This window comes from Candidatus Pelagibacter sp. HIMB1709 (genome assembly GCF_052047635.1).
GTDB lineage: Bacteria > Pseudomonadota > Alphaproteobacteria > Pelagibacterales > Pelagibacteraceae > Pelagibacter.
Map to the genome: position 1 here is coordinate 330,068 of NZ_JBNAJW010000001.1, position 13,178 is coordinate 343,245.

A 13,178-nucleotide genomic window follows, 5' to 3' on the forward strand; every position below is an offset into this window, starting at 1 on the left:
AAAACTATTGGTCAATATTGTCATTAATAACAACTTACGGTTTACGTTTGTAATGTTGCTTATTAGGAATTACTGATCTTACCCCACCCTGTGGGTTATCAACGTCACCTTCTCTTCTTGGTATCAAATGTATATGACAATGCAGTATAGATTGACCTGCAATTTTTCCTGCATTTGTTCCAATGTTAAACCCTTTTACAGTATTATCTTTTTCTAAAATCTCATTTTTAATTATTTGCATAAGATCATTGCACGCAATCAACTCATCATTAGTCATGTCAAAATAATCTTTAATATGTCGCTTCGGAATTATTAAACAGTGATGATCTGAAACAGGGTAAGAGTCGTAACTTGCATAAGCAAGATCATTTTCGTGAGCAATACCACTTTTTTTTGAGTCACAAAATAAACAAGGGTTGTTTGGATCTCTCATGTTTAAATTAAAGTATTATATATTTTGCTTAGTTTAATAAATGAAATATTATTTCTACTTTTCCATTTTAATTCATCTATTTTTGACACCGATGTAACTCCCTTACCTGATCCAATGAGAATTATCTCCTCATAATCGTTAATTTCTTTAATTGATATATCTTTAAAACTAATTTTAACTTTTTTACTTATAAACTTAAGTGTATTTCCAAAATAACAATTTTTTTTTGGAGAAAATATTTTTCCATTTTTAACAAAGACTAAATTTGAAGTACCAGTTTCTAATATTTTATTGTTTGCAACTAAAGCAACATCAAATTTAGAAGAGTCAACCTTACTAAGTTTTGCTAATATTTTTTTATAATAAAGATTTTTATAATTTGGCTCAATTCTTTGATATCTAAATAATAAAAGACTAAAGTTTTTTTTAAGTTTTGGTCTTTTTCTTATTGATATAGAAATAAGTTTTTTATTGAGTGCAATTCTAAATAAATTGTCAGGACCTTTGTATAAAGTATTTATTTTAATTAAATCTTTGATAGTGCTTTTTAAATTTTTTTTTCTTATGCCATATTTTTTTGTAGATTTAATTAAGTTTTCAATATGTGGTTTCAGTAAAATTAACTTAGAAGGTTTTCCAACCATTCGCATTGTTGTAAATACACCTCTGGACCCCCAAAGATCTTTAAAAGAAACTTCTTTAAGATTACTTAGCTGATAAGATTTTTTTAATAAGAGTGTTACCATTGATTGTTAAAAATGATTCTGGGTGAAATTGAAATCCATAAACTTTATCAATTCTATTTTCTATAGACATTGCAGAACCTGAGATAGCACATCTCATAGTTATATCAAAATTTTTAGCTTCAAAAGGCTCTTTCAACTTTAATGAATGATAACGCCCAACTTTAAATACTTGGCCTTTTTTATATAACTTACTATTTTCATTTACTATTACGTCTGATTGAAAGCCATGATAGATTTTATTTTGTTCAATTATTTTTCCTCCCTCAGAAAATAGGATTTGTTGAAATCCCAAACAAATTCCAATAATTTTTTTTTTACCTTTGTATTTTTTGTATATTTTTGTGGTTAAGGGATAATCTTTTGGTGAACCTGGTCCTGGTGAAAGTACTATAGTTGAAGCTTTATTTAATTTTGATTTATTAATTTCATTAAAATCACTACACTCAACTCTATCAAATAAAGAAAATTGGTGCACAATGTTATGTGTAAAGGAATCTTTATGATCAATTACATATATCATTTGAACAAATCTATTAAAGCTTTTGCTTTTATATAATTTTCATTAAATTCATGTTTTGCAGTGCTATCTACAACTACACCTGAAGCTACAGAAATTTCAGATGTGTTTTTATAATTTAAAATTGACCTAATAATTATATTAAATCTCATATCCCCATTAAATTTTATAAAACCAAAACTACCGGTGTAAATGTTTCTGTTTTCTTTTTCTTGATTATTCAAAAGATTTAGAGTGCTTATTTTAGGACAGCCAATAACTGAACCTCCAGGCATCATTGCTTTAATAATGTCTAAAGTGGATGTATTTTTTTTAACTTTACCTCTAATCAAGCTTACATAATGAAAAAGATCTTTGTATTCCTCAACAGTTTTTTGTTTGGCTATATTAACTGATCCGGGTAAACATATTTTTGATAAATCACTTCTCTCCATATCTACTATCATATTATGCTCTTTTGTTTCTTTAATGTTTTTTCTAAAAAAATTTAATGCCTTTTTTTTATTCAAAGTTTTATTTTTTTTTAAAGTTCCAGCTATTGGTTTAGTTTCAATAATATTACCCTTCTTTAAAATTAATGTTTCAGGCGAACAGCTAATTATAGAATAATTTTTATCTTTTATTAAAAATGCCTCTGGAGCCAAATTAGATTTAGACAATCTACAAAAAAACTCTAATGGATCTATAATTGAATTGTTTTTATATTTTGTGCAAATTTTAATTTGATAGGTTTCCCCTTTTTTTATCTTTTTTTTAAAATTTTCGAAAATTTTTTTATATGTTTTTAAATTAATATTAATTTTAAATTTTGAGTAATTCTTTTTTTTTTTATTAAAATCAATTAACTTCTCGTTTAAATTAATTATTTTACTTGGTTTGTAAAAAATTCCTTTTGGAAAATTATTAGAATTTTGCTTAGGAATTTTTACTCCTATTAAATTGTTAAGAAGCTCATAGCCAAAAAAACCAATATATAAATCAGTTTTTTTTAATTTAATTTTTTTTTTATTAAATTTATTTAAAAACTGTACTGTATTTTTTGATGATAGAATTTTTTTTTCAGTAAATTCAGTATAAAGATCAAATCCTTTTTTTGATTTATAAATAATATAAGGTTTATTGGAACTATTAATTTTTTGTAAAATATTTTGTTTCAATTTTTTATTCTGTTCTTAATCTTAATACTGGCTCTTCTTTTATAGGTAAATGAACAATTGCTGCAAACACCGACAACATAATTGCTAAATACCAAGCATAATCATAGGATCCATATAGATCATAAAATAAGCCTCCTAGATAAGCACCAAAAAAAGATCCTATTTGATGACTTAAAAATACTATTCCATACAATAATCCTAAAAATTTTGTTCCAAAAATATGTGCAACGATACCACTTGTGGCTGGAACAGTTGATAGCCATAAAAAACCAAAACTTGCTCCAAATATAAATGCATTAAGTGTACTAGGAGGAAGAAATATAAAGAAAATTATTGATAGACCTCTAAGAGCATAAATTGCACTCAAAATAATTTTCTTACTCATTTTAGTTGATAGATATCCACTAAATAATGATCCAAAAATATTAAATAATCCTATTAAAGATAAGATTGCTGCTGCGGTCCAACTTTCTAATCCTCTATCAATAACATATGTTGGAACATGAGTTCCAACTAAAGTGATATGAAATCCACACACAAAAAAACCTAACACTAACAAAATATAACTTTTATTTTTAAAGGCTTCATATAATGCCTGCGAAGTATTTTGATCATTTGGTTTTTCTAAAATTTGGTCTCTAGATGGTGATCTTACAAAAAAAGAAATGATTAATCCCATAATCAAAAATAACAAAAACCATAGAAGAGTGACTTCCCATCCATTATTATTTAAAGATAGATTTGTAAAAATTGGTGAAACAAAGTACCCGAATGAACCAACTGCTGTGACTATACTCATTGCAATTGTTCTATTAGACAGTGGGAAATGTTTTCCCACTACAGACATTGGTATACTAATTGCAGTACCACCCAAACCAATACCGATTAATATACCCATATCCAGTTGGAAATAGAGATTGGTATTTGGACCAGCGTATAAAAAATAAATTCCTAAAATATAAAATATAAAAGCCAACATTATAGCTTTGTGGCCACCATATTTATCTGCAATTGCTCCAAAAATAGGTCCTGTTAATCCCCACATCAACATTTGTAGACCAATTGATAAGCCAGATTCGGTTAGGGAAATATTTAAATCATTTTTAAAGTCCGAAAAAAATAATCCAAAGGTTTGTCTTACTCCTAAAGAAACTAAAACTACAAAACATGCTGCTAATAATGTAATTAAAGCTGTTTTATTTCTAATAAACTTTTCTGAAGCCATTAATTACTTTAGGTGTTTTAGGGCCCGCTTAATATCTGCGATAAGGTCGCTAGGATCCTCTAAACCAATATGCAATCTAACTATATACTCATTTTTTGCTAATTTAAGATAACTTCTATTTCCTTGCTCTCTAACATTTTGATGTAAAGCTAAACTTTCAAACCCTCCCCAACTGTAACCGTGTCCAAATAATTTTAAATTATTTACAAATTTTACAACTGCCTTTTCACTTTTAGCTTTTATTCTTAAGCCCATTAAACCTGAAGCACCTGAATAATATTTCTTCCACATTCTAAAATTGTAAGAGTCTTTTTTGTATGGATACAATAGTTTTATGTTTTTAAATTTAGATAAAAACTCTGCTACTTTTTTCGCATTTTCTCTATGTCGATCTAATCTTACATCTAAAGTTCTTAATCCTCTTGTGATCAAATAAGCATCATCAGGTCCTAATCTTAAACCTGTAACTCTTTCTGTTGCTTTTACTTTTGGAAATACTTTTTTATTAACCGCTAAACTTCCTCCCATTACATCTGAGTGACCTGAGTAATATTTTGTTGCTGAAACAATTGCCATATCAAAACCGAGTTTAATAGGTTTTAAAAAATATGGAGTTCCCCACGTATTATCAATTGCTGTTAAAATTTTATGTTTTTTTGCAATTGAAATAATTTTACCTAAATCTTGAAAATCAAAAGTATTACTTCCAGGGTTTTCTACAAAAATTAATTTAGTTTTTTTGGTAATTGCTTTTTCTAATGTCTTAAGATCATGTGGATCATAAAAAGTTGTTTTGATATTAAATTCTTTTAAAAAATCTTGAGTCAATAGTCTTGTTGGACTGTAAACTGGGTCAGCTGCAATAATTTCATCACCAGGTCTTGTAACACTGAAGATTGCAAGGAACACTGCTCCAAATCCAGTAGGTGTTAAAAAAGTAAAATAACTTTCTTCAAGCTTAGATAAAATTTGTTGCAATATATGAGTCGTTGAAGTTCCTTGTCTTCCATAATCAAAATGACCACCAGTAGGATTTTTTTTAGCTTTCTCTTGGGTTTTTCTAATATCTTGCATCGATTTGAAAATAATCGTTGATGCACGCACAATTGGTGGATTTACAGACTGATTGTGAAAATCTTTAGCAGTATGTTTTAAAAATGTTTTAAAAGAATTGCTCATAATAAAATTTGATATGTTTAAAAGACAATGCTATATCCCGTAAAAAACGTCAATAAATTAATAAATAGGACTAAATGAGTTATCCGAAGAAACATAGGGGTCGAAGAAAACAAGGCTCCAAAAAGAGAAGAGCAAAAAGAAAAAATAAGAAGAAATAGTTCTTTTATTCTTTAATCCAACCACCGCCAAGAACTCTATGACCATATTGGTCTTTGCTATAGAATACGCATGCCTGTCCTGGAGATATTCCATCCTCAGGCTCTATTAAATGAACATGGGCAGTATTATCATTATTTAAATCTACTTTTGCCTCAAGAAGACTGCCTGTTGATCTAACTTTAACAAATATATTTTGATCAAGATCTTTTTTATCAGTTAATAAATTTAAATCTTTCAGATGTATATCCTTTTTACCTAGGTACTCTTTAGGTCCAACAATAATTTCATTATTATCTGAATTTATTTTTAAAACATACAAAGGCTCTTTATCTGAAACTTTTATTCCTTTTCTCTGTCCAATTGTAAAATTTATTATACCATCGTGAACACCTATTACTTTTCCATCTAAATTTTTAATATTTCCTTTTTGAAAAGAGTCTGGTCTAAATTTTCTTATTACAGATGCGTAATCACCATTGGGAACAAAACAAATATCTTGACTATCAGGTTTGTCAGCAACATTTAAATCTAATTCTTTAGCAATCTCTCTTGTTTTGTCTTTTAACATTCCGCCTAAAGGAAATCTTAAATAATCTAATTGCTCTCTTGTTGTGTTAAATAAAAAATAACTTTGATCTCTATTTTCATCAATTGCTCTATACATATTGTTGGTGTTATTTTCAGTTATGTTTTTTACATAATGACCAGTAACTAATGCATCCGCTTTCATATCTTTTGATACTTCAAATAAATCTTTAAACTTTACTGTTTGATTGCATTGAACACATGGTATTGGTGTTTCACCTTTTAAATAACTATCAACAAAATTATCTATCACACCTTGTTTAAACTTATCTTGATAGTATAAAATCTTATGTTCAATGCCTAATTTGTGAGCAACACGTTTAGCATCCATTATATCTTGACCTGAACAACACTGCTTAGATTTAGCAACTTCTTTTCCATCATCATAAAGTTTAAGTGTGATACCGATCACTTTGTAACCTTCGTTTTTCATTATCCCAGCTACAGTAGAGGAATCTACTCCACCAGACATGGCAACTACTACTGTAGTATCTTCAGGTTTTTTGTTAATTCCGATAGAGTTTAATTCTTTATTCATAAGGTGGTATTTATACTTATTTGCAATATAAGTTAAATTAAATGATTTTAGATTATGAGCCAGGTGACAAAGTCACAAATCCTATGAATAAAGACTGGGGTATTGGACAAGTACAATCAATTATAAATGATAAAGTTACTGTAAACTTTGAAAATGCAGGTAAAAAAGTAATTAATGCAAAAAATATCGAATTAAAAAAAATTGGTAAATAAAAATGGATTTACAAAAAATTGTCGAAGATTTAATTAATAGTTTCTTATCTGCAGGAGATTTGGCTCTTCGATTAAGAAAAGAAGGATTAAGCAAAGAAATTAAATCAGACAATACACCAGTTAGTAATGGCGACATCGAAGTAAATAAATTTATATCTAACCAATTATCAAAAGTAACACCTGATATTCCAATTATTTCAGAAGAAACATCTGAAAATAAAGGTAACTCATTAAAAAATTTCTGGTTAGTAGATCCAATAGATGGAACTTATGATTATATAAACAATTTAGAGGAATTTACTATTAATGCTGGCTTAATAATTAATAATAAACCTGTAGCAGGTTTAATAAATGCTCCAGCTAAAAAAAGAATGTTTTATTCATATGGGAAAGGCAAATCTTTTGAGTTTACTAATGAAAAAACCTTAAATCTTTCTGAGTTACCATCTAAAAGAACAGAGCCACTTAATTTCATTTCTTACAGCAATAAAATTAAACCTGAGATTCAAAAAATTTATGATGAACTTGGTGTAAAGGAACATACTCGTATGAAAAGTTCTTTGAAATTTTGTGTTGTCGCTGCATGTGAATTTGATGGTTATGTTGCTGAGCCTCGAGCTTATGAGTGGGATATTGCAGCAGGACATGCAATTTTAGAAAATGCGGGAGGATCAGTTAAAGACTTTAATGGCAATGAAATTTTATATGGTAAGAAAGATTTAAAAAATCCAAGTTTAATTTTAAAAAGTAAAAATATAATTTAATGGACGAACAATTAAGAATTATTTTAATAATAATAGTATCTGTTTCAATTTTTGGATTACTAGTTTTTGTTTTTGTTAAAAATTATATTAGAAATAAAATAAACCACCTTGTTGATGAAGAGAAAAAAAGAAAATTAAAGTAATTTAATTATTTTTTCATATTCGTTTTTATCAATATCCATCACTTTTTTTGATGTTTCAAAATCAAATCCATTCCTTGCAAGTAACGATATATCTTTTTTATAAAACAATGTTCTATTATCTTCAGTTCGTGCTGGTCCTATTCTTTTTTTCTTACATAATTTTATTGCCGAAAAAAAATCTTGGTCAGAATTATCATCCTTTATTTTGTCAACTGTATCTTTGATAAAACTATCATCAATTCCTTTGCCTAATAAATAATTTCTAATTTTATTTATTGAGTTCCCTCTTTGGATCATACTCCTTGCTTTACTTTCAGAATAAAATTGATCGTTAATGAATTTATTTTTTTCTAAATCAGACAAAACAATATCAATTAACTTGTTAACATCTTTTTTCCTAGTATCTGATACTGAAAGCTTCATATATTTTTTCAATAAATATGTTTTGAGTTGTTGTTTTGAGGGTGCGTACTTTTCAACATAAGCAAAGGCAAAATTTCGCATTTCATCCACGGTAACTTGAAGAGTTTTTCTTTTATTTCTTATAGGAATCATGGTTAGATTTTATATAATATAAATATGATCGAACAAATTTATAACTATTTTACAATTGATGTACTTTACATGTGGATCAATTTAGGAGTTATACCCTTTTGGTTCATGTTAATAATATTTCCGCAATCTCATTTGTGTAGATATTTGGTAACTTCAATATTTCCTTTTTTCTTGTTGAGTGGTGTTTATATTTATATTTTATACAGATCTTTCACAATTGGTTACGACTTTGATGCTAATTTTAGTTTATATCTTGGTTTAGTTGAGCTATCGCGATTATTTGAAGACAATTTATACCTAACTCTTTTCTGGACTCACTTTGTGGCTATAAATTTATTTGTTGGTGGTTGGATTGTTAAGGACTCTCAAAAATACTTTATAAATAAAGTATTGATGGCTGTGCCTCTAATAATCACTTATTTAATTGGACCTATTGGATTGTTTGTTTATTGGATTATTAGAATTTTTTACGCCAAAAGATTAAACCTATATGAGTAATCATATAGATTTTTATTTCGATATAATTAGTCCATATGCCTACATTGCTTACAAAAAAATTCTAAAGATAAATAATATTAATTTTGAGCTAAAACCCATATTGCTTGGTGGACTTCATAATTTAGCAGGTATTACTGCTCCTGCTTTTAACAAATATAAAATGAAAAACATGCAAAATGATTGTGAGCTTGTTGCAAAAAAAAATAATATTATTTTTAAATGGAATTCTAAGTTTCCTATTAATTCTCTAAGTATTATGAGAGGTTATCTTTGCGTCGAGGAAGACAAAAAAAAAGATTATTTAAATTTTTTTTTTGATGCTTATTGGAAAGATGATGTAGATTTGTCTGTTAAAGATAATATCAAATCTCTTTTAAAAAAATTAGAAATTAATGAAGATCAATTTTTTAATTCAATAAATAATCAAAATATCAAAGATAATTTAAAACAATTAACTCAGGAAGCTTTTGAAAAAGAGATATTCGGAGCTCCAACTTTTATAGTAAATAATAAAATTTTTTGGGGGCAAGACCGATTAGAATATGCCTTAGATGAAGTTAAAAATATTTAAACTATTTTAAAACTACTATTACTTATAGATCCAAAACCACCCTCAATGTGGGAAATATTTTTATATCCTTTTGCTATTAAAGATTTTACTGACATTTCAGATCTTACTCCTCCAGCACAAAACAAAACCATTTCTTTATCCTTGTCTAACTGACCACTCTTAAAAACATCGCTTTCTGGATCAAGAAGAATGTCTAAGTTTCCCATTGGAATATGGTTAGCGTTCTCTACCCTTCCAGCAAGTTCTAATTCATTCAATTCTCTTATATCAATTAGATTACATTTGTTTTCTTGAACCATTTGATATGCTTCATCAGCATTTATAGTTTTAATTTCAGTCATAAAAAATTAGCAGTATAAGTTGATTTTATTTTAATTATTTTATTTTAAAATATCAAAAAAGGATTATATAGCTAGAACTATGTTAAAAATAAATTCTAAAGCACCAAGTTTTGTAATTCCATCGACCTCAAAGGATAAATATTCTTTAAAAGATTCAATTGGAAAATATGTAGTTTTATACTTTTATCCAAAAGATGATACACCTGGATGCACAATTGAAACTAATGACTTCAATAAATTGTTAGCTAAATTTAAAAAGTTAGACTGTGAAGTATATGGAATATCAAAAGATAGCCTAAAAAGTCACGATAAATTTAGAGATAAATATAAAATTAAATTTGATTTACTTGCAGATGAAGAGATCAAAGTACTTAAAAAATACAAAGTCTGGGGTAAGAAAAAATTTATGGGACGTGAATTTATGGGAATAAACAGAACAACTTTTTTAATTGATAAAAAAGGTAAAATTCTAAAAATCTGGGAAAACGTTAAAGTAAAAGATCACGCCAAAGAAGTCCTAGAAACATTAAAAGATATTTCAAAATAAAAAAAAAAGCTCCTTATTTCTAAGGAGCCTTTTATTGTTATATATAGAGAGATATTTTAGTCCCTGATCGCGTAAGCTTTTACACCAACCTCAGCAACATCAGTTCCAAGTTTTTCAGCTTGAGCACTAATTCTAAGACCAATAGTCGCCTTTAGAACTCTAAAGACGATGTATGAAAGTATGAAACTAAATAAACATACTGCGATCACACCTGTTAACTGTGTTCCAAAATTTGTATCTGGATTACTCATTGGAACAACTAAAGTTCCAAATATACCAGCAAATAAATGAACTGGAATTGCACCTACAACATCATCAATTTTTTTACTTTCTAAAAATTTAGTACCAAAATACATAATTAATGATCCAAGAGCTCCAATTAAAATTGCTAATAAAGGACTTGGAGTTAAAGGCTCTGCTGTAATAGCAACTAATCCTGCTAATGCTCCATTAAGCATCATTACAATATCAGTTTTACCACCAAGTAATCTTGTAACTACTGCAGCCATTACAGTCCCAGCGGCTCCTGCCAAGTGAGTGTTAACTGCAATTTTACTAATTGCATTCACATCATCAAAAGTTCCCATTGCAAGTTGACTAAATCCATTAAATCCAAACCAGCCAAACCATAATAAGAAAGTTCCAAGTGTTACTAATGGTATTGAAGACGCTGCGAAAGGAACCAATGATTTTGTTTCACCAGATTTTGAAAATCTTCCTTCTCTAGCACCTAATAATATAACACCTGCTAAAGCAGCAGCTCCACCACAAGCGTGAACTAAAGTTGAACCAGCAAAATCAGAGAAACCTGAAGTTGCTAACCAACCTCCACCCCACTGCCAACCCATTGAAATTGGATAAATTATTCCAGCCATGATTGCTGCAAAAATAAAGAATGGCCAAATTTTAATTCTTTCAGCTACTGCACCAGAAACAATTGAAGCAGTTGCACATACAAACATTGTTTGAAAGAACCAATCTGAATAATCTGAATAACCTGTTGAAAGTTCTGAGGCATCACTCCACATTGAGAATGAACCTATAAACCCACCTTCTGGAATTCCATAAGCTAAATTATAGCCACAGAAAAAGAATATTAATGAGCAAATTGCAAACTTACCAATATTTTTTGCTGCAATTGTTGATACACTTTTAGTTGTCACTAATCCACTTTCAAGCATACAGAAACCTGCTGCCATGAATGCAACTAAAACACCGCCAAGATAAAATCCTAGTGAATTGAAAATATATTGTCCCTCAGCTGACATAGTTGTTTCTGCTGAAGCAAAATTAGTAAAGCTTAAAATTACTACTAAGCTTAATGATATTTTTTTTAAATTATTGATCATTATCTCTCCTTGTTTTGGAAGCTTTTTAATAAAAATTTAGTTTTTAAGTACTGCTGATAGGTCAAAAGAGTTATGAGAAATAAGCATATGTGTAAAAAAAAGGCCCCAGAAATGGGGCCTTTGGTTATAACTAACTAGAGAGAGATATTTAGTTAATTCTTTGTTTAGAGGCTCTTCAATGAGATAACGACATGGAGATCGAAGAGCCTCTATATTGCATGCAATTAGTCACGTATTGCGTAAGCAATTACACCTGTTTCAGTAACGTCTGTACCTTTAGTTTCAGCTTCTTTACTTAATCTGATTCCAAACGTACCTTTCATTATTGACCATACGATGTAAGACACAGCAAACACAAAAATGTTAATTGAAAGTACACCAATTAATTGTGCACTGAACGATGCATCAGCGTTTGTTAATGGCACTGCAAGTGTTCCCCAAATTCCAGCAAATAAGTGAGCTGGGATTGCACCTACAACGTCGTCAAGTTTGAAGTTGAATAACAACTTAGTTCCAAACACTACGATTAATCCACCAACAGCTCCAATTAAAATTGCTGCAAATGGAGATGGTGCTAATGGTTCTGCAGTAATTGCTACTAGACCACCAATTGCTCCGTTTAACATTTGAATAACATCTGTTTTACCGTACATTAATCTTGTTAAGATACCTGCGGCCATTACTCCACCACAAGCTGCAAGATTTGTATTGATAAAGATTGATGAGATCGCAACTGCATCATCAAAAGTACCTAATGCTAATTGTGAACCACCGTTAAATCCAAACCAACCTAACCATAGGATAAATACACCTATTGTTACTAATGGAATAGAAGATGCAGCAAAAGGTTGTAACGCTTTTGGTTGACCTTTACTGTCAAATCTTCCACTTCTAGCACCTAACAAAATGATACCTGCTAAAGCAGCTGCACCACCAGTTGAGTGTACTAAAGTTGAACCAGCGAAATCAGAGAAGCCGATTTCTGCTAACCAGCCTCCACCCCACTGCCAACCCATTACGATTGGATAAATAATTCCAGCTAAGATAGCTGCAAATAAGAAGAACGGCCATAACTTAATTCTTTCAGCCATAGCACCTGAACAAATTGAAACTGTTGTTGCACAGAATACCATTTGGAAGAACCAGTCTGAACCATCTGAATAACCAGTGTCTATTGCACTTGCATCTGACCAAGGTGTAAATGATCCAATGTATCCGCCTTCTGGAATACCATAAGCTAAGTTGTAACCAACTAGCCAAAACATAATTCCAGCAATTGCATACAAACCAATATTCTTTGCACAAATTACTGAAACACTTCTTGAGGTTACCATTCCAGATTCTAACATTGCAAAACCTGCTGCCATGAACATGACAAGAAAACCGCAAATTAAAAATAGTAGAGTGTTAAATATAAACCCCACTTCAGCAGAAACAGTTGTCTCTGCCATACCCGCACTACTCATGCTTAGTAAAAATACTAAACTTAGTAATGGTGCAGATATTCTCTTTATTATTTTAGTCATAAGACCTCCACTTGTTAAAGTGGTGGGTTATAAATTTAAAAAAATTAAAAACTAACGCTGATTAGGAAAATTTGGTATGCAGTTTTTGCATATAGTAAAAGCCCTAAACAAGTTTTTACGATTGTTTAGGGCT

At 29.3% G+C, this 13,178-nt stretch carries 17 protein-coding genes; 6 read left to right on the top strand and 11 right to left on the bottom strand.

The window, feature by feature from the left end:
- Nucleotides 1-34: 34 nt before the first annotated feature.
- The 7 genes from ACTTAR_RS01860 to mnmA all read right to left on the bottom strand — a co-directional run bounded on the left by ACTTAR_RS01860 (nucleotide 35) and on the right by mnmA (nucleotide 6,539).
- Nucleotides 35-433: an HIT family protein gene (locus tag ACTTAR_RS01860; RefSeq protein WP_440680421.1), complete on the bottom strand. Its 399-nt coding sequence runs from the start codon at nucleotides 431-433 to the stop codon at nucleotides 35-37.
- A gap of 2 nt (nucleotides 434-435) precedes the next feature.
- Nucleotides 436-1,179 carry an aminotransferase class IV gene (locus tag ACTTAR_RS01865; RefSeq protein WP_440680422.1) on the bottom strand — a complete coding sequence of 248 codons (744 nt, stop codon included), beginning with the start codon at nucleotides 1,177-1,179 and terminating at the stop codon, nucleotides 436-438.
- On the bottom strand, nucleotides 1,139-1,699 hold the full coding sequence (locus tag ACTTAR_RS01870) for an aminodeoxychorismate/anthranilate synthase component II (protein ID WP_440697532.1): 561 nt from the start codon (nucleotides 1,697-1,699) through the stop codon (nucleotides 1,139-1,141). Before ACTTAR_RS01870 ends, ACTTAR_RS01865 begins: the two co-directional genes overlap by 41 nt.
- Nucleotides 1,696-2,853: a chorismate-binding protein gene (locus tag ACTTAR_RS01875; RefSeq protein WP_440697533.1), complete on the bottom strand. Its 1,158-nt coding sequence runs from the start codon at nucleotides 2,851-2,853 to the stop codon at nucleotides 1,696-1,698. Before ACTTAR_RS01875 ends, ACTTAR_RS01870 begins: the two co-directional genes overlap by 4 nt.
- Nucleotides 2,854-2,857: 4 nt before the next feature.
- On the bottom strand, nucleotides 2,858-4,078 hold the full coding sequence (locus ACTTAR_RS01880) for an MFS transporter (RefSeq protein ID WP_440697534.1): 1,221 nt from the start codon (nucleotides 4,076-4,078) through the stop codon (nucleotides 2,858-2,860).
- Nucleotides 4,079-4,081: 3 nt separating this feature from the next.
- Nucleotides 4,082-5,257, bottom strand: a complete 1,176-nt coding sequence (locus ACTTAR_RS01885; RefSeq protein ID WP_440697535.1) for a trans-sulfuration enzyme family protein — start codon at nucleotides 5,255-5,257, stop codon at nucleotides 4,082-4,084.
- A 163-nt stretch (nucleotides 5,258-5,420) separates the two neighbouring features.
- Entirely contained in the window at nucleotides 5,421-6,539 is a 1,119-nt protein-coding gene (gene mnmA, locus ACTTAR_RS01890; RefSeq protein ID WP_440697536.1) for a tRNA 2-thiouridine(34) synthase MnmA, read from the bottom strand.
- A 41-nt stretch (nucleotides 6,540-6,580) separates the two neighbouring features.
- On the opposite strand from mnmA, the gene ACTTAR_RS01895 reads away from it, so the two are divergent.
- The 3 genes from ACTTAR_RS01895 to ACTTAR_RS01905 are packed head-to-tail and all read left to right on the top strand — an operon-like array spanning nucleotide 6,581 to nucleotide 7,658.
- The gene (locus tag ACTTAR_RS01895) at nucleotides 6,581-6,751 is read left to right on the top strand and encodes a DUF3553 domain-containing protein (RefSeq protein ID WP_440680428.1); all 171 of its coding nucleotides are present in this window, start codon (nucleotides 6,581-6,583) and stop codon (nucleotides 6,749-6,751) included.
- A 2-nt stretch (nucleotides 6,752-6,753) separates the two neighbouring features.
- Nucleotides 6,754-7,515 carry a 3'(2'),5'-bisphosphate nucleotidase CysQ family protein gene (locus tag ACTTAR_RS01900; protein WP_440697537.1) on the top strand — a complete coding sequence of 254 codons (762 nt, stop codon included), beginning with the start codon at nucleotides 6,754-6,756 and terminating at the stop codon, nucleotides 7,513-7,515.
- Complete coding sequence (locus ACTTAR_RS01905) at nucleotides 7,515-7,658, top strand: hypothetical protein (protein ID WP_179850440.1); 144 nt, start codon at nucleotides 7,515-7,517, stop codon at nucleotides 7,656-7,658. The genes ACTTAR_RS01900 and ACTTAR_RS01905 overlap by 1 nt, the downstream gene beginning before the upstream one ends.
- Here ACTTAR_RS01905 and ACTTAR_RS01910 read toward each other — a convergent pair.
- A complete protein-coding gene (locus ACTTAR_RS01910) occupies nucleotides 7,650-8,213 on the bottom strand; it encodes a regulatory protein RecX (RefSeq protein WP_440697538.1) in 564 nt (187 codons plus the stop codon). The genes ACTTAR_RS01905 and ACTTAR_RS01910 overlap by 9 nt on opposite strands.
- Nucleotides 8,214-8,237: 24 nt before the next feature.
- Between ACTTAR_RS01910 and ACTTAR_RS01915 the strand changes: the two genes are divergently transcribed.
- Nucleotides 8,238-8,711 carry an ABA4-like family protein gene (locus ACTTAR_RS01915; protein WP_440697539.1) on the top strand — a complete coding sequence of 158 codons (474 nt, stop codon included), beginning with the start codon at nucleotides 8,238-8,240 and terminating at the stop codon, nucleotides 8,709-8,711.
- Nucleotides 8,704-9,282: a 2-hydroxychromene-2-carboxylate isomerase gene (locus tag ACTTAR_RS01920; RefSeq protein WP_440697540.1), complete on the top strand. Its 579-nt coding sequence runs from the start codon at nucleotides 8,704-8,706 to the stop codon at nucleotides 9,280-9,282. The genes ACTTAR_RS01915 and ACTTAR_RS01920 overlap by 8 nt, the downstream gene beginning before the upstream one ends.
- Here the strand turns inward: ACTTAR_RS01920 and ACTTAR_RS01925 are convergent.
- Entirely contained in the window at nucleotides 9,279-9,623 is a 345-nt protein-coding gene (locus ACTTAR_RS01925; protein WP_440697541.1) for a rhodanese-like domain-containing protein, read from the bottom strand. The two genes, ACTTAR_RS01920 and ACTTAR_RS01925, sit on opposite strands and share 4 nt — an antisense overlap.
- Before the next feature lie 79 nt (nucleotides 9,624-9,702).
- Between ACTTAR_RS01925 and bcp the strand changes: the two genes are divergently transcribed.
- Nucleotides 9,703-10,170, top strand: a complete 468-nt coding sequence (gene bcp, locus ACTTAR_RS01930) for a thioredoxin-dependent thiol peroxidase (RefSeq protein WP_440680434.1) — start codon at nucleotides 9,703-9,705, stop codon at nucleotides 10,168-10,170.
- A 56-nt stretch (nucleotides 10,171-10,226) separates the two neighbouring features.
- Here bcp and ACTTAR_RS01935 read toward each other — a convergent pair whose 3' ends face one another.
- Nucleotides 10,227-11,519, bottom strand: a complete 1,293-nt coding sequence (locus ACTTAR_RS01935) for an ammonium transporter (RefSeq protein ID WP_440680435.1) — start codon at nucleotides 11,517-11,519, stop codon at nucleotides 10,227-10,229.
- Nucleotides 11,520-11,743: 224 nt separating this feature from the next.
- Nucleotides 11,744-13,045, bottom strand: coding sequence for an ammonium transporter (locus ACTTAR_RS01940; protein ID WP_440697542.1), 1,302 nt, complete (start codon nucleotides 13,043-13,045; stop codon nucleotides 11,744-11,746).
- Between the last annotated feature and the right edge of the window lie 133 nt (nucleotides 13,046-13,178).